This is a genomic window from Phytobacter sp. MRY16-398 (assembly GCF_003925915.1).
Taxonomy (GTDB): Bacteria; Pseudomonadota; Gammaproteobacteria; order Enterobacterales; family Enterobacteriaceae; genus Phytobacter; species Phytobacter diazotrophicus.
On sequence record NZ_AP018756.1, the window covers coordinates 4,068,842 to 4,086,460 of the forward strand.

Annotated in this window: 12 protein-coding genes; 4 read left to right on the plus strand and 8 right to left on the minus strand. The window is 54.5% G+C overall.

Annotation, left to right across the window (positions count from 1 at the left end):
• Positions 1-11: 11 nt before the first annotated feature.
• Complete coding sequence (locus MRY16398_RS20030; protein WP_039077184.1) at positions 12-1,268, plus strand: DUF1479 domain-containing protein; 1,257 nt, start codon at positions 12-14, stop codon at positions 1,266-1,268.
• Here MRY16398_RS20030 and MRY16398_RS20035 read toward each other — a convergent pair.
• Complete coding sequence (locus tag MRY16398_RS20035) at positions 1,265-2,338, minus strand: LacI family DNA-binding transcriptional regulator (protein WP_039077263.1); 1,074 nt, start codon at positions 2,336-2,338, stop codon at positions 1,265-1,267. The genes MRY16398_RS20030 and MRY16398_RS20035 overlap by 4 nt on opposite strands.
• A 298-nt stretch (positions 2,339-2,636) precedes the next feature.
• Here MRY16398_RS20035 and MRY16398_RS20040 point away from each other — a divergent pair, with 298 nt between their 5' ends.
• Together MRY16398_RS20040 and MRY16398_RS20045 are read left to right on the plus strand one after the other, a co-directional pair.
• Complete coding sequence (locus tag MRY16398_RS20040) at positions 2,637-3,941, plus strand: MFS transporter (protein WP_039077185.1); 1,305 nt, start codon at positions 2,637-2,639, stop codon at positions 3,939-3,941.
• Positions 3,942-3,956: 15 nt separating this feature from the next.
• A complete protein-coding gene (locus MRY16398_RS20045; protein WP_103245798.1) occupies positions 3,957-6,320 on the plus strand; it encodes a glycoside hydrolase family 31 protein in 2,364 nt (787 codons plus the stop codon).
• A gap of 58 nt (positions 6,321-6,378) precedes the next feature.
• Here MRY16398_RS20045 and MRY16398_RS20050 read toward each other — a convergent pair whose 3' ends face one another.
• A complete protein-coding gene (locus MRY16398_RS20050; protein ID WP_125125072.1) occupies positions 6,379-8,370 on the minus strand; it encodes a M48 family metalloprotease in 1,992 nt (663 codons plus the stop codon).
• A gap of 155 nt (positions 8,371-8,525) precedes the next feature.
• Positions 8,526-10,118 carry an ABC-F family ATPase gene (locus tag MRY16398_RS20055; RefSeq protein ID WP_039077188.1) on the minus strand — a complete coding sequence of 531 codons (1,593 nt, stop codon included), beginning with the start codon at positions 10,116-10,118 and terminating at the stop codon, positions 8,526-8,528.
• A 216-nt stretch (positions 10,119-10,334) separates the two neighbouring features.
• Between MRY16398_RS20055 and ldtB the strand changes: the two genes are divergently transcribed.
• Positions 10,335-11,255 carry a L,D-transpeptidase gene (gene ldtB, locus MRY16398_RS20060; RefSeq protein ID WP_039077189.1) on the plus strand — a complete coding sequence of 307 codons (921 nt, stop codon included), beginning with the start codon at positions 10,335-10,337 and terminating at the stop codon, positions 11,253-11,255.
• A 45-nt stretch (positions 11,256-11,300) separates the two neighbouring features.
• On the opposite strand, the gene MRY16398_RS20065 is transcribed toward ldtB, so the two are convergent.
• The 5 genes from MRY16398_RS20065 to MRY16398_RS20085 all read right to left on the minus strand — a co-directional run bounded on the left by MRY16398_RS20065 (position 11,301) and on the right by MRY16398_RS20085 (position 17,618).
• Positions 11,301-12,017 (minus strand): GntR family transcriptional regulator, encoded by a 717-nt coding sequence (locus MRY16398_RS20065; RefSeq protein WP_039077190.1) that lies wholly within the window; start codon positions 12,015-12,017, stop codon positions 11,301-11,303.
• Positions 12,018-12,032: 15 nt separating this feature from the next.
• On the minus strand, positions 12,033-13,355 hold the full coding sequence (locus tag MRY16398_RS20070) for a PTS sugar transporter subunit IIC (RefSeq protein ID WP_039077191.1): 1,323 nt from the start codon (positions 13,353-13,355) through the stop codon (positions 12,033-12,035).
• A 41-nt stretch (positions 13,356-13,396) separates the two neighbouring features.
• Complete coding sequence (locus tag MRY16398_RS20075; RefSeq protein WP_125125073.1) at positions 13,397-14,773, minus strand: glycoside hydrolase family 1 protein; 1,377 nt, start codon at positions 14,771-14,773, stop codon at positions 13,397-13,399.
• Positions 14,774-14,950: 177 nt separating this feature from the next.
• Positions 14,951-15,991, minus strand: a complete 1,041-nt coding sequence (locus tag MRY16398_RS20080) for an aldo/keto reductase (RefSeq protein ID WP_039077193.1) — start codon at positions 15,989-15,991, stop codon at positions 14,951-14,953.
• A gap of 103 nt (positions 15,992-16,094) precedes the next feature.
• Positions 16,095-17,618, minus strand: coding sequence for an efflux transporter outer membrane subunit (locus MRY16398_RS20085; RefSeq protein ID WP_039077194.1), 1,524 nt, complete (start codon positions 17,616-17,618; stop codon positions 16,095-16,097).
• Position 17,619: the final 1 nt, after the last annotated feature.

Consider the following 17,619-nt stretch of genomic DNA (forward strand, 5'->3'; position numbering starts at 1 on the left):
GCGAGGCCATTATGACGTTCACCAGCGAAACTTTACCCGTCGACCATAAAGCGGCTATCCGGCAAATGAAGCAGGAATTGCGCCAGCAAATCGGTGATGTGAAAGCCGTATTCAATCAACTCCACGCGCGGATTAGCCAGCGCGTCGCAGAGATCAACGCGTTAAAGGCGCAGGGCGAGGATGTCTGGCCGGTGATCCCCTTTGAAGCGGTAAAACAGGGGCGGGTAAGCGAGCAACAGCGTGCGCTGATTAAACAACGCGGCTGTGCGGTGATCAAAGGGCATTTCCCCCGCGAGCGGGCGCTCGGCTGGGACCGCGACATGATGGCCTATCTTGAGCAAAACCACTTTGATGATGTCTACAAAGGGCCAGGCGATAACTTCTTTGGATCTCTCGATGCCTCTCGCCCGGAAATTTACCCTATCTACTGGTCGCAGTCACAAATGCAGGCACGCCAGAGCGACGAAATGGCTGCCGTGCAGTCGTTCCTCAACCGCCTGTGGCGCTTTGAAAGCGAAGGGACAACGTGGTTTGATCCGGATGTCAGCGTGATTTACCCGGACCGTATTCGTCGCCGTCCGCCGGGAACGACGTCAAAAGGTTTAGGTGCCCATACCGATTCCGGCGCCCTGGAACGCTGGCTGCTTCCGGCGTATCAACGGGTCTTTGCCAACGTCTTTAACGGCAAACTGGACGAATACGATCCGTGGGATGCCGCGCATCGTACCGAGGTGGAAGAGTACACCGTCGAGAACACCACCAAATGTTCGGTGTTCCGTACCTTCCAGGGCTGGACGGCGCTCTCCGATATGATCCCAGGCCAGGGGTTGTTGCATGTCGTGCCGATCCCGGAGGCAATGGCCTATATTCTGCTACGCCCACTGCTGGATGATGTGCCGGAAGATGAGCTGTGCGGTGTGGCTCCGGGTAAGGTGCTCCCCATTTCGGAGAAATGGCACCCGCTGCTGATAGAGGCGTTAACCTCCATCCCGGCGCTGGAAGCGGGCGACTCCGTCTGGTGGCATTGCGATGTGATTCACTCCGTCGCCCCGGTAAACGATCAACAGGGCTGGGGTAACGTGATGTATATCCCCGCCGCCCCCCTGTGCGAGAAAAACCTCGCCTGGGCGCGTAAAGCAAAAGTCGCGCTGGAAAATGGCGTATCGCCAGGTGACTTTCCGCGCGAAGATTATGAAGCAAACTGGGAGGGGCGCTTCACGCTGGCCGATTTAAACGCCTATGGAAAACGTGCGCTGGGCATAGACTAAACGTCATACAGCCCTTCTCGCTCCACGGCGGTACGTCGTTGTCCCGGACGTATCCGCCGTACCGACTCCCTCACTACCAGCATGCCATTAATCAGCAGCGAGCCAATTGCCGCCTGCGGGCGAATCAGCCGTTGCTGCAACATGTGAACGGCCTCAGTACCAAGTTCATCGCGCGGCACATGGACCGCCGTTAGCGGCACATCCTGAATGGCGGCCAGGTTGAAGGCATCAATGCTCATCACCGAGACATCCTGCGGAACGCGTAAGCCGCGTTGTTGCAGCGCCCGCACGGTCCCTTCCGCCATAAAATCTCCCCCGACTAAAAACGCGGTCGGCGGGTTTTTATGTGCGGGACTGTCGAGCCACTCTGCAACCCGCTGCTGGGCTTCTCTGGCGCTAAAACTGGGAACAGTGATCAGATCGCGCTTACTCTGAAAACGCAGATTTCGCTGTTGCCAGGCTTCTTTAATGCCCGCCAGCCGCAGATCCATGGTATAGCGGCGCAGACACATCACGACCACCATATCGCGATGGCCGGAGTCAAACAGATAGTCAGCGGCAAACTCACCGATTGCCCGGTGATCCGGGGCCACCGTCGGCAGGCGCATCCGCTTATCACGGCAGTTAATCAGTACGCAAGGTTTGGCAAAATCCGCGGCCAGTTCGTGAATATGCGGATCGTCAATCCCCAACAAAATTGCCGCCTGGGTTTCCGGCTCATTCATTCGTGAAATAAATACATTAGCATCGCTATCCAGCTCCTCCAGCGGGCAGTAACGCAGCCGCACCTCATGAGAATCCAGCGCCTTACTGATGCTTTGAATCACGCGGTAATAAAAGATATCGGAGCGCTCATCGAACGCCCGCTGTGGCGCGAAGATCACCAGGTTATTGAGCAGCAACCTCCCGGCGGCAATCCCCTCCATTACCCCTAACTCACGCGCACATTCCAGTACCAGGCGTCTGGCCGTTTCGCTGGTATTGGCCTTACCCGCCAGCACACGGGAAACGGTGCTGGTCGACAGGTTGGTGCGCCGGGCGATTTCAGTGATTTTTAGCTTTTTATCCATTCTGTGATCTTGCTCCGTTTCCGCGATGGGAAAATTTTCATGAAGCATAAGCCTCATGAATACTGGTTCGGAAAGCATAGTGCCCTTTTCTTTGGCGAATTGATGAGAATCCTTGCACAAAATCCACTATGGCTGACCTTTTTTCTCCCCTAACGTAAAGATGTCGTACAACTTCCATACTAGTTGTCGGCGTATTTCAGGCTAAAGCAGAAAAAAATCCCCATGCGGTCCAGATCGGTATAACAAATTTCGAATGGCCCGCAACGACTTCCCTACAGAACGGTGCGTGGAGAAAAAAATGAGCCAGGGAATCAACAATAATGAAGTGGTGGCAAGCAAAAGCCGCCGGATAGTCAAAAACTTACGCTGGTGGGTGCTGGTCCTGTTTTTACTGGGCGTCACGGTGAACTACATCACCCGTAACTCACTCGGCATTCTTGCCCCCGAACTGAAAACCAGTATGGGCATTACGACCGAGCAGTACTCATGGATTGTGGGCGCTTTTCAGTTAGCCTATACCGTTTTCCAGCCATTATGCGGTTGGTTGATTGACGTGATTGGCCTGAAAGTGGGCTTTATGGTCTGTGCCATCATCTGGGCGCTGGCCTGTATTTTCCACGCCGGGGCGAGCAGTTGGTTGCAACTGGCTATTTTGCGTTTCACGATGGGGGCATCCGAAGCGGCCGCCACGCCAGCGAATGCCAAAACCCTGGGCGAGTGGTTCCCGAAATCGGAGCGCCCGGTTGCCGCAGGTTGGGCTGGCGTTGGTTTCTCGATTGGCGCCATGCTGGCACCGCCAATTATCTATTTTGCCCATGCCTCTTTTGGCTGGCAGGGCGCGTTTATGTTTACCGGTGTTCTGGCGCTGGTGTGGGTGCTGCTGTGGTGGGCGTTTTACTATAACCCGGAAAAACACCCGAACCTGAGCAAAGAGGAACTGGCCTATATCAAGCAGGACAACGAGGCGCCTGCGGTCAAACTGCCCTTCTTTTCCGCGCTGAAAACCGTCGCCAAAAACAAACGCTTTTACGGTATCGCCATCCCGGCGTTTATGGCGGAACCCGCCTGGGCCGTGCTGAGCTTTTGGGTACCCCTGTATCTGGCGAAAGAGCACGGGATGGATCTTAAGCAAATCGCCATGTTTGCCTGGCTCCCCTTCCTTGCCGCCGATCTGGGCAGCGTGGCAAGCGGCTATCTCACCAAACTGTATACCCGCTGGTTCGGCTGCTCTCGGGTGAACTCGGTGGTGGCAAGCTCCGTCACCGGTGCGTTTCTGATGATCTCGCTGGGCATCGTCGCAATTACCCGCGATCCCTATATCACTATCGTGCTGATCTCGATTGGCGGTTTCGGTCACCAGATCATCTCCTGCATGCTGAGCGCGCTGGTGGTGGAATCCTTCGATAAGGGCCAGATGGCTACCGTTAACGGTATGCGCGGCTCGGCGGCATGGATCGCCAGCTTCCTCTTCTCTCTGCTGATTGGCGTTACCGCTGACAAAATCGGTTTCAATCCGCTGTTTATCGCAATGGGCTTTTTTGACCTGATTGGGGCCATTTTCCTGGTGTCATTTATTGCTGAACGTCGCGCAAAACGCGTCTGATAATGGATGTCTGATATGAAAACGTTGAAAAACTGGACCTTACAAAAACAGGCGGCTCACCATATTGAACTGTTGGTGGATGGGCAGCATACGCTGTGCCTGTATGTGCTGGAAAAAACGCTGTTCCGCGTGCTGTTAAAACGTAAAGGTGAGCTGGCGCTGGACAGAACCTGGAGTATTGCCCCCACGCAGGATGTGCCATGGGAAGGCCGTCACCGTGAAGATATCAGCGGCTTTACCTGCCCGGACTGGACGCTTGAGCAACACGACCAGCAGTTGGTTCTCGCCACCGAAGCGTTACGGGTCACCGTGCACCAGCCGCTGTGGCTGGAATGGCACTATCGTAATGAGGCCGGAGAGTGGCAATGGCTGGCAGGCGATCGTCCTACCAGCGCCTATCAACTTAATGCGCATGGCGACGGTGTGGCGCATTATCTGAGCCGTAAAAAAGATGAGCGGTTTTATGGTCTCGGCGAGAAAGCAGGCAATTTGCAGCGTAACGGCAAACGTTATGAAATGCGCAATCTGGACGCGATGGGCTATAACGCGGTCAGTACCGATCCTCTCTACAAACATATTCCGTTTACCCTCACCCGCCGGGACGACATCAGCTACGGTCTGTTTTATGACAACCTGAGCAGTTGCTGGCTGGATTTGGGTAATGAAATCGATAATTACCATACCGCCTATCGCCGCTGGCAGGCCGAAGCGGGCGATATCGATTATTACCTGTTTACCGGCGCGCGGGCGCTGGATGTCACCAAAGCGTTTGTCCGCCTGACCGGGAAAACCCTGTTTGGGCCGAAGTGGAGTCTGGGCTACAGCGGATCCACTATGCATTACACCGATGCGCCGGATGCGCAAAACCAGCTAATGAACTTTATTCGCCTGTGTTCTGAGCATGCGATTCCCTGCGATTCGTTCCAGCTCTCTTCGGGCTATACCTCCATTAATGGTAAGCGCTACGTCTTTAACTGGAACTACGACAAGGTGCCGCAGCCAAAAGTCATGAGCCAGGCCTTCCACGATGCGGGCCTGAAACTGGCGGCCAATATCAAGCCGTGCCTGCTGCAGGACCATCCACGCTATAACGAAGTGGCAGAGAAAGGGCTGTTTATTCGCGATTCAGAAAAGGATGCGCCAGAACGTTCGAGCTTCTGGGACGATGAAGGGTCGCACCTCGACTTTACGAATCCGCAGACCGTCAAATGGTGGCAGCAAGGCGTGACCACGCAACTGCTGGAGATGGGCATCGACTCTACGTGGAACGATAACAACGAGTTTGAAGTGTGGGATGGCGAAGCCCGCTGCTACGGTTTTGGCCGCGAGATTGCCATCAAACATATTCGCCCGGTGATGCCGCTGCTGATGATGCGCGCCTCGCTGGAAGCACAGCAACGATTCGCCCCGGATAAACGTCCGTACCTGATCTCCCGCTCTGGCTGCGCCGGGATGCAGCGCTACGTACAAACCTGGAGCGGTGATAACCGGACCAACTGGGATACGCTGCGCTTTAACACGCGAATGGGGCTCGGGATGAGTCTGTCCGGGCTGTATAACGTGGGGCACGATGTGGGCGGCTTCTCCGGGGATAAACCGGATGCTGAACTGTTTGTTCGCTGGGTACAAAACGGCGTGATGCACCCTCGTTTCACCATCCATTCATGGAATGACGATCATACGGTGAATGAGCCGTGGATGTATCCGGGGGTGACACCGGCCATTCGCAGCGCCATCGAACTGCGTTACCGTCTGCTGCCCTATTTTTATACCCTGTTGTGGCAGGCGCATGCGGATGACGAACCGATGCTGCGCCCGACCTTCCTCGATCACGAGCATGACGCGCAGACGTTTGAAGAGTGCGACGATTTCCTGCTGGGCCGCGATATTCTGGTGGCCAGCGTGGTCGAAGAAGGTCAGCGCGAACGCCGTGTCTGGCTGCCTGCGAACGAGACCGGCTGGTATGATTTTTACACTCACGAGTGGTTCTGCGGCGGGCAGTGGATTGTGCGCGACGCGCCGCTGGAAAAACTGCCATTGCTGGTCCGCGCCGGGGCGGGATTGCCGCTCAGCGCGCGAATCAGGCATGTTAGCGCGACGGCGGATGATACCCGTGAGCTGAAACTGTTTCCGGTGAAAGGAACGGGGCGCTCAGACGGGTTGCTGTTTGAAGATGATGGTGAGAGCTGGGGTTATCAGAACGGGAATGCTCTGTGGCTGGAATGGACAATGGCCTGCGACGCGGACTCTATCAATCTGACGATCGCCGCAACCGGTGATTACCGTCCGGCATGGCCGTCGCTTAAGGTATCGTTACCGGCAGGCGAAGGACGTAAGCTTCTGATCAACGGCGAAGCGCGGAGCGAGTGGGTGCTGTAGTCCCCTCACCCGGCCCTCTCCCAAAAGGGAGAGGGTGAATACTGCTTCGGGCAAATAATTAACCCGCAAGGCTTTCGTTATCTGCCTGTAGCTGTTTTAACTCATCCCGCGCATGCACTGCGTAGAGGTACTGCGCAATTCGCTCAGCAACCTCCGCACCATCCAGCTTCTGTTTGCCGTTTTCATCGCTCTGAATAAGTTTGCCGGCCAGTAAAATGGTCACGGCACGCTTGCCTGGGTCAAAGCGAATGGCGCGCATAAAGCGTTTGGTCGTGATATCGGGTTCATACCCGTCGCGAAGATAGAGCTCTACCGTTACCGTTTCCGATGACTGGCGAACGAGCAAGGAGTCAATGTTATGTAGCGGCAATGGCTTCGCAATAAAACAACTGGTAATACTCTCCTCGTTTAAGGAGAAGAGCGGATGCGCAGCCTGTTTTATCTGCTTATATCCGGCGAGGATCAGCAGCAATCCGGGTAAAAGCAGGATACAGCCAAGAAGCGGGAAAAAGGGCTCGCTATGGGATAAAGATAAAAAGAGCATCGTCAGCCCACCCAAACCAAACAGACCACCTAATACGAGCGAAAACCACGCCCCTGCCTTATTCCCCCAAAAATCGAGCGTCGTCTGAGACTGCTGGACATGGGACTCAAGCGCCTCCCGATAAGCGGCTTTTTGTTGGTGAATTTCGGCTTCAACCTTTTGCGCCAGCGGCAGACATAACTCCGTAATATCGTTAAACACGGCGCTGAACATCAGCCATCCGTCTTGCGTGACCGGGCGAGCCGCGCGCTCAAAAAGAGTGGGATGCAGTGCGACGCCGAGATTCTCAATGCGTGCCCGTGTAGCAGGATGGCTGTCCATGGGATGCTCAAGCGCCGTCTCCAGCCCCGCCTCTACTTTTAACGGCTTGCCGTTTTGCTGTTCGGCGATAAGGTTTTCAACCCAGCCAACCAGAGAAACGTCACCGTTCGCCGCCGCATCTGCATTTTTATCCACATACTCGCTCAGGGCAGTAATGCGCAGCAACGCGCTGGACAGGGCGGGCGCAGATGCCGCACGCGCGCCTGCTTCATCAGCCGCATATTCACGAATGCGGCTCCAGTGGCTCACGGTTTCATGAAAACGGTCAAGAAACCACGCCCCCATATCCAGTGACGGGATAAGCACAACCTTGTCCACCCACGAGCCAACCTGCGCCCCATTCGCTATCTCATGCAGGCTGGTTATCATGCCAGCGTAGAGCGGCGCGAAACGCAGGCTGTACTGGGTATCATTGCCGGTGAAGTGCCCCAGTTCATGGCCGATCACCGCCGCTATTTCTTCTTTATCCATCAGCGCGGCGTAACCCAGGGGCAGGTACAGTGTATTCCCGGTCAGGCGCGCCCCCTGTTCCAGTTGAATAGCGTTAGCCGTGACGTAAAAGCAGTCAAAATAACCGATAACAATATTGTCCGGTACAATAAGCGCGGCGCGCTGCGCCAACGTTTCGACCCATGACCAAAGCGCAGGCGCATCGTCGCGCAGAACATTCACACCGTAAATATGTGAATCATCCTGCTGGAAAATAGCGAAACATTTTTTGATAGAGAGAATGCCTTTAAACAGCATCCAGAGAATACTCAAAAGCGTAAACAGGGCGATTAGGACTATTTTTATTCCCCCGCCGTTCAATCGAAAATTATCGGTAAACCATGCTATTTCCGACAGCGCTATACAGACTATCGCCAGTCCACAAAATACCATTTCCCCTACCATTAAAAATGGCAACAGTCGTCGGCAACGGGTAAATTTCGCAATTAATATATCCTGCGACTTTCGGGAAGCGCGCGCGCTGAAATGACACAACGCCATAGCATAGCCAATTGTAACGGCTGCAAGGACAGCAAAGACAATACCAAGGCAAGTCATGCCGTAACGAAAAATAACGGTATTATCCTGGAAATAAAAAGCCAACTTCGCCAGGCCGCTCACCCGCGAATATTGCCATAAACCATAAATAAAAATAATGACTGGAATAATAAATGTTCTGCCAATATGCCTTTCCACGAAAAACGCTCCTTGTGTTTATTGCAGACGTGCATCCCGCACGTTAAAAAAGTCTACCGTATTCTATTAATAAGGAAATAGAACTAAAATTTGGTTTACACGGAATCAGAAAAAATAAAAACGCTTTCTTCCGGATGGAAGAAAGCGTAAAGAAATTACTCGATGCCTTTACTGCGCAGATAATCTTCGTAATTGCCCGTAAAGTCGATGACTTTCTCCGGCGTAATTTCGATGACGCGGGTCGCCAGCGAGCTCACAAATTCACGGTCGTGAGAGACGAAAATCAGCGTACCCTGATACATCTCCAGCGCCATGTTCAACGATTCGATAGATTCCATATCCAGGTGGTTGGTCGGTTCGTCCATCACCAGAATATTGGGTTTTTCCATCATTAGCTTGCCGAACAGCATGCGGCCTTTCTCACCACCGGACAGCACCTTCGCGGGCTTTTTGATGTCGTCCTGGCTGAACAGCAGACGCCCCAGAATGCTGCGTACCGCTTGCTCATCATCGCCCTCTTGTTTCCACTGGCTCATCCAGTCAAACACGGTGAGGTCGTTTTCGAACTCGTATTCGTGGTCCTGCGCGTAGTAACCAATCTGCGCATTTTCTGACCATTTCACGGTGCCCTTGTCCGCTTCCAGTTCACCCACCAGCGTTTTCAGCATGGTGGATTTACCCACGCCGTTCGCACCGAGGATCGCGAGCTTCTCACCCACTTCCAGCAGCAGGTTAACACCTTTAAACAGCGGGCCTTCATCAAACCCTTTAGCGAGGGCTTCCACTTCCAGCGCGTTACGGAACAGTTTCTTGTCCTGCTCGAAACGGATGAACGGGTTCTGACGGCTGGAGGCTTTAACCTCTTCCAGTTTGATTTTATCAATCTGGCGCGCACGTGATGTAGCCTGGCGAGATTTAGAGGCGTTGGCGCTAAAGCGGCTAACAAACGACTGCAGATCGGCAATTTGCGCTTTCTTCTTGGCGTTATCCGCCAGCAGACGTTCGCGCGCCTGGGTTGCCGCCGTCATATATTCGTCGTAGTTGCCCGGATAAACGCGCAGTTCGCCGTAATCCAGGTCAGCCATATGGGTGCAGACCATATTCAGGAAGTGACGGTCATGCGAAATGATGATCATGGTGCTGTTACGTTCGTTCAGCACCTGCTCCAGCCAGCGAATAGTATCGATGTCCAGGTTGTTCGTCGGTTCGTCGAGCAGCAGGATGTCCGGATTGGAAAACAGTGCCTGTGCCAACAGGACACGCAGTTTCCAGCCGGGAGCCACTTCGCTCATCGGACCGTAATGTTGCTCAACCGGGATCCCGACGCCGAGCAGCAGTTCGCCTGCGCGCGCCTCGGCGGAGTAACCGTCCATCTCGCCATATTGCGTTTCAAGATCGGCGACTTTGTACCCGTCCTCTTCGCTCATTTCGGCCAGACCGTAGATACGGTCGCGCTCCTGCTTCACTTCCCACAGCTCACCATGACCCATGATCACGGTGTCGAGGACAGTGAACTCTTCGAAGGCGAACTGATCCTGACGCAGCTTACCGATGCGTTCATTCGGATCGAGGGAGACATTCCCCAGCGTCGGCTCTAAATCGCCGCCAAGGATTTTCATAAAGGTGGATTTACCGCTCCCGTTGGCGCCGATCAGGCCGTAACGGTTGCCGCCGCCAAATTTGACGGAAATGTTTTCAAACAGCGGCTTGCTGCCGAACTGCATGGTGACGTTGCTGGTGACTAACACGGAATTATCCTGAAATGTGTGACAAACACCCTATTATGCCACAATTCCGAATTAGATTCCTGCCCGGAAACGAAGGGCTAAAATGAAACCAACGGGAAAAAAGTGTGATTTCGTACACATCTCAATTCCCTGTGCGCGGGAATGCACATATAATGCGCTCCCATCTATTAGAAAGAACCATTAACCTAACGGCCTGTGGCACGAATCTCGCACACCATGAATATGAAATTAACAACGCTTTTAGCGGCGGCGTTTGCCGTCGTGGGCTTTTGCAAAACCGCGTCTGCTGTAACTTATCCGCTTCCGACCGATGGCAGCCGAGTGATCGGTCAAAACCAGGTCGTAACCATCCCAGAGAACAACAGCCAGCCGCTGGAGTACTTTGCCGCGCAATATCAGATGGGTCTTTCCAATATGCTGGAAGCGAACCCGGGTATTGATGCCTATCTGCCGAAAGGCGGTACGGTGATGAACGTGCCTCAGCAGTTGATTCTGCCGGATACCGTCCATGAAGGTATCGTTATCAACAGCGCCGAAATGCGTTTGTACTATTACCCGGCGGGGACCAAAACCGTTATCGTTCTGCCGATCGGTATCGGCCAGTTGGGTAAAGACACCCCGATTGCCTGGACCACTAAAGTAGAACGTAAGAAAGCCGGTCCGACCTGGACCCCAACGGCGAAAATGCACGCTGAATATGCCGCCGCAGGTCAACCGCTGCCGCCAGTCGTCCCGGCGGGTCCGGATAACCCGATGGGTCTGTACGCACTGTACATTGGCCGCCTGTATGCGATCCACGGGACCAACGCCAACTTCGGTATCGGTCTGCGCGTAAGCCACGGTTGTGTGCGTCTGCGTAACGACGACATCAAATTCCTGTTCGAAAACGTACCGGTCGGCACGCGCGTACAGTTTATTGATGAGCCGGTAAAAGCCACCACCGAGCCGGATGGCAGCCGCTACATCGAAGTACACAACCCGCTGTCCACCACCGAAGCGCAGTTCAACGGCGGTGAAATCGTGCCGATCGCGCTGACCAAGAGTGTACAGAGCGTTACCAGCCAGTCTGACGTTGACCAGAACATCGTAGACCAGGCAATCCAGAACCGCTCCGGTATGCCGGTTCGTGTGAACTGATCCTTGCGCAAGCATGAAAAAAGCGGGTTTAAAACCCGCTTTTTTTTATCCGTTATTTACCACAATAATGCCGCCATGATCGTAGCGGTAACGGCAATGGGCATACTCCAGCGGCGTGCCGTCCTCCAGATAAATCACCTGCTCCACTTCCAGCACCGGGTCCGTCTCGTCACAGTTCAGATATTCACGGTCCTCAACGCCAGGTTTCAGCGCGCGCACGATGCGATAAGACCCCATAATCTTGAGCGCCAGATCGTCCTGCACATAGCGAAACACCGAACTTTCCAGATGTCCACGGTTAAGCCCCGGCACCAGGTTTACCGGCATCAGGGTAAATTCCAGCGACACCGGCTCCCCTTCCAGCAGGCGTAAGCGATTAAAGTCGTAGACCGGCTCGTCTGGCCCCAGCAGTAGAGAGTCCTGCTCTTTTTCCGTCGGGAAACGCAGCTCGAATTTGATGATTTTACTGGTGACCTGGCCAACGTTTTCCCAGGTCTTAGTCGCACCGTAATAGTCGCTGCCCGGTAAATCCCAGCGGGAGAGTTGCATAAAATTCTTGCGTACAAAGGTGCCCAATCCTTTACGGGTATAGACCAGCCCTTCGACAATCAACTGACGCATCGCCTGCTGGATGGTCATGCGGCTGGTATTGAATTCCGCCGCAAGGGCAAACTGATCGGGCAATGGCTCATTGGACGAGTACTGCTGACTCAGGATCCGTTGTTTAATTTCGCGCGCAATAGAAATGTATTTCGACGCCATTGCCTTTCCTTCTTGTTATTCAGCTATCCCATTGTTTCTTAAGGCCACTCTCTCGGCTATTTTGAGGAAAGGCAGGTAGAAGAATACACCAAAGATGATGATTATCAACTGAACCACCACCGCCCGCCAGTCTCCCGCGGTCGCCAGCCAGGCGCTTAAAATGGGCGGTGTCGTCCACGGGATCATCACCACACAACGCGACATCCACCCCAGCGTGGTACACAGCCAGGCAAAGTAAATGCCGATGGCGGGCAGCAAAACAAAGGGGATCATCAGCGGCAGGTTAAAGACAATCGGCAGACCGAAGATAACCGGTTCGTTTATATTAAACAGCCCCGGTGAAATCGACAGCCGCGCCACCTGTTTCGCCGATTTCTGACGCGAGAAAATGAATATGGCCAGCAACAGGGAAATCGTACTGCCCGTCCCGCCAATCATGCCGAAGGTCGGCACAAAGATATTATTGATGATATGTGGAATCGGCTGACCATTGGCAAAGGCCAGCATATTCTCATTGGTGTTGATAAGCAGGAACGGTTCCAGAATCACCCCATTTACCACCGACTGATGAATCCCCAGGGTAAACAGGAAGTTACCGAAGCTATAAATAAAAATGGTTCCTGGCAGGCTGGTGTTAATCAGCCGCAGCGGTTGCTGGATAAGCGTAGTGATCAGATGAATTAAGTCGGTATGCAGCACATTAGCCAGTACGGCGGCGATCACCGCGAACGTCGACAGAGTGATAATAGTCGGAATCAGAGCGGAAAAGGATTTACCCACCGCCGGTGGTACATTTTCACCCAGTGAAATATTCAGCTTTTCGATGCTGGCGATGCGGATAAATAACTCCGTCGACAGTAAACCGATAATCACCCCGGCGAAAATACCGGTGGAGCCAATATTGGCAAAAGAGAGCATCTGGCTGACGGTAACGGCCGCTTTCGCCCCGTCCGGCACCACCTCCAGATGCATCGGCATCATCATAATGTAGCTGGAGAGCGCGATAACCACCGCCGAAACCGGGTTATCAAAGTTGCGATTGCGCGCCAGCGACCAGGCGGTCATGGGGGCAATCAATAGTGCTGCAATGTTCAACGTACCGTTGATGACCGCTTCCCCCCAGACCTTGAAGCGCACTAACGTCTCGCCTTCCAGAATCCACGGGAACACCACGTTATTGACCAGAACCGCCAGGCCGGCAAGGATAAAAATCGGCATCACGGCGGCAAAGGCGTCCCTTAAGGAACGCAGATGAACCTGGTTGGCCAGGCGGGCGGAAAAATCGACGAACTTATCCACAAAAGACTGCATGTTCGCTGTTGTTTTTGTTTCAGGCATCATGGTCTCCCTTCGTTCGGCATCAAACGGTACGCTGCTGTTTACAATTCGCGGCCGTTGCTGTGTATCACCTGTTTTAACCAGGCGTAGCTCCGTTTCGGCACGCGTTTAAGATCTTTTAGGTCATGGTTATCGCGATTGACGTAGACCACGCCATAACGCTTACGCATATCACCCTGTGAGCTGAGAATGTCGATAAGCCCCCAGCCGAGATAGCCCACCACCTGCGCGCCATCTTCAAACATGGCGTCTTTCATCGCCTGAAGGTGATCACGGTGATAGGCAATGCGGTAATCGTCATTAATAGGATTCACCCCGTCCCAGGTTTCAATCACGCCGATACCGTTTTCAATAGGGAAAACCGGCAAGCGCCAGTCGTTGTAGTAGCGGGTGATAATGGCGCGAAAACCGAGGGGGTCGATTTGCCAGTTCCATTCGGTGGCGTGCAAATACGGATTAGGCACATCGCCCTGTTGCAGGTAATAGTTCACCGGCGCGTCTGGTGCGATCGCATCGCTGTTAAGCGCCTTGCTGGCGTAATAGCTAAACGCCATATAGTCGCTTTTCACACGGGCAATGAGCGCCAGATCCTCAGCACGATAGACATCGCTAAAGCCTTCGCGCTCAACCACCGCCATCACCGCCGGGCTATAGCCCTGGCCGGCAAACACCCGAAGGAGATTCTGATTGAGAAACTCGTCGTATTGCTGGGCACAAAAAACATCACGCGGTTTACAGGTCGCAGGATAGACAAGCTGATGGGCCAGCATACCGCCCATCAGTTTGCCGGGTTTGGTCTCATGCAGGTACTGGGTTAGCTGTACGTGGGCCATCATCACGTGGTGCTGAATTTGATACAGCTCACGCAACGTTTTGTCGCCACGCAGATAGCCGCTAACCCGAAACGCTTCCGGCATATGGTAGATATTCTGCTCGTTGAACGTCAGCCACCAGGTTACGCGATCGCCAAAGCAGTCGATCATCTTCTGCCCATAGCGGACAAACGCGTCCAGCACGTGACGATCGGTAAAACCATTGTATTTTTCCGCCAGCGCCAGCGGCATATCGAAGTGGTACAGGCAGATCATCGGTTCGATACCGCGAGCGAGCAGATCGTTGATAAAGCGATCGTAGAAGGCGATACCTTCCTCGTTGAACGCGCCGTCACCGTCCGGGCAGACACGGCTCCAGGATATCTGAAAGCGGTAGCAGTTCATGCCCAAATCGCGCATGTAATCAAAATCTTCCTGATAACGATGGTAGGAATCGGTCGCGACTTTCCAGTCAGAAGCAAACTCGCTGGCTTCGCGAATGTCGTAAACCGATGGCCCTTTTCCACCTTCATTCCATGCCCCTTCGGTCTGCATACTGGAAACGGAATTTCCCCATAAAAAGCCTGGCGGCAACGTTTTACTCATCTGGACATCTCCCTCATCATATGACTAGTCATTTCGTGTATATGACTAGTCATATAGTCAAAGGTGAAAAGTCAGGCAAAACGAAAGGATCGTTTTTGTGAGCGGGATTGAGAAATTAGGTGGGAAGAAAAATCCCCGGTCAGCGACATGCCGCCGGGGAAAAATCAAAATGCGGGGTTACTTGTGGGCTAACTGGTTACGACGATATTCACCCTGGCGTTCGAGCATCCAGCCGGGGTATTCGCGCGGCAACGCACTCACTGCATCAAGCTGGCGCAACTCCTCTTCCGTTAAGCGAATATGGGTCGCGGCGATATTGTCCTCAAGCTGATCCGGGCGTTTAGCGCCGATGATCACGCTGCTTACTACCGGCTGATGAAGCAGCCAGGCCAGCGCTATCTGTGCGACAGAAACACCTTTTGCCTCGGCGATAACGCGCATCACGTCGATGCAGTCAAACGCGCGGTCTTTGTTCACCGGCGGGAAGTCAAACGCCAGACGACGACTGCCCTCTTCGCCCTTGCCATCGCGGCTATATTTACCACTAAGCAGGCCGCCCGCCAGCGGGCTCCAGACCATCAGGCCCACATTTTCGCTTTGCAGCATCGGCGCCAGTTCACGCTCCAGGTCACGTCCGGCAATAGTGTAATAGGCCTGCAAGGACGCGAAACGCGCCAGCCCAAGCCGTTCAGATATGCCCAGTGCTTTGGCAATCTGCCACGCCGCCCAGTTGGATACGCCGATATAGCGGACATGCCCATGTTGTACGAGGTTATCCAGCGCGTAGAGCATCTCTTCCATGGGCGTCGCCGGGTCAAAGCCGTGCAACTGATAGAGATCGATATGATCGAGCTGCATCCGTTTCAGGCTCTCTTTCACGCTGCCAATAATGTGATAGCGGGAACTGCCGCGCGAGTTCACCCCCGCCGTGCCGGTTTCGCCGAACACTTTGGTCGCCACCACCACATTTTCACGCGGCACCTTGAGGTTTTTCAGTGCCTGCCCGGTGATTTGCTCGGAGCGACCTTCGGAATAGACGTTAGCGGTATCGATAAAGTTGATGCCTGCGTCCAGCGCGCTGCCGACCAGCTTGTCCGCCTGCGCCTGATCCAGTTGCCCAATTTTGCCCCACATGCCGCCCTCACCACCGAACGTCATGGTGCCGAGGCACAGTTCAGAAACAAACAGACCGGTATTGCCGAGTTTTTGATAACGCATTTGGCGTCTCCTCACACTGTTGGTTGACGCAGATAGTTATACGCAATACGGCGTGCTGTGGAATGTGGCGATCCTGTCTGTTTCTTGCCCAATCCTCTAAACCTTATCCGCGCGGGGCATCGCCAAAGACAGAATATTCCGGCAAACGCACCTGCTGATAAGGCTCCCAGCCGCCGCCAAGCGCTTTATACAGCGCCACTAAATCCAGACTGCTCTGCACCCGCGCCTGCGCACGTTGCTGCTCCGCCTGCGCCAGTTGACGTTGGGCATCAAGCACATCGATAAAGCTGGCAATACCTTGCCGATAACTGTCGCTGGCCAGCGTAAAGGCGTTATGCAGCGCATCAAGGGTTTTATCGAGCCCGGCCTCGCGCTGCTGATCGGCGCGATAGCTGACCAGCGCATTTTCCACATCCCCCAGCGCTTCCAGCACCGTCTGGCGGTAATTGAGCACCGCCGCCCCCTGCTGCGCGCGGGCCAGTTTCACGCTGGAGACCAGCCGCCCGCCCTGAAAAATAGGGATAGAAATCTGCGGGCCGAAACTGTAGAAATGGCTGCTCCAGTCGGTGAGCCAGTCGGTCTCACTGTTACGCAAGCCAAACTGCCCGCTCAGCGTCAGGCTCGGGAAAAGCTGCGCGACAGAGACGCCAATTTGCGCCGTCGCGGCGTGTAATGACGCCTCTGCCTCACGAATATCCGGGCGTCTGCGGGCAAGCGTCGACGGAATGCCGGTTGAGACCAGCGCAGGCAGCTTCGGCAATGGCTGCACATTCCTGAGTTCGCTATCCAGCGCACCTGGCGGTTTGCCGAGCAAAATCGCCAGCGCATTCATGGCCTGACGCTCCTGGGCCTGATACTGCGGTAGTTGCGCTTCCAGGCTACCCACCTGGGCCCGGGCATTTTCAACGTCCATTTGCGGCGACAACCCACTACGCTGGCGGTTATCCGTCAGGGTATAGGTTTGCTGCGCCGTCTCGATTTGCGTCTGCAAAGTGGAGATAACGCTTTGCGCGCCGCGCAGTTGCAGCCACGCACGCGCTACTTCCGCCTCCAGCGACACCAGCGCATCGTTACGCTGTTCAATCGCCTGCTGCTGCTGCGCCTGCGCCCCTTCAACCTGACGGCGTACTTTACCCCACAGATCCAACTCCCACTGCGCGTCGAAACTGCCCTGATAAAGGTTCACCGGCTGCGTTAACGCCCCCAGCGCCCCGGCGATTTGCGGGTCAACATTGTCCAGTTGGCCGTAAACATCGTGGGATTTCAGCTCCCCTTCCAGCCCCAGTTGCTGGCGCGTGGCTTTGACGCTGCCGTTGACCGCCGGTAAAAATGCGCCGCCAGCCTGATTAATCTGTTCACGCGCCCCTGCGATACGTAGCACCGTTTGTTGCAACGAGAGATTCCCGGCGATAGCACGCTCAATCAGGCTATTAAGTTGCGGTGACTGAAAGGTGGTCCACCAGCGCGGGTTAACCGCCTGCGACACGGTCTGCGAGGCCACGGTTTTATCGCCCGGATCGTTCCAGTGCGTTGGGGTTTGCGGCGACGGCTGCTGGTAATCCGGACCCACGCTACAGCCTGCCAGCCAAAGAGAAAGAAATGTCAGTGAAACACCACGCCTGGACATA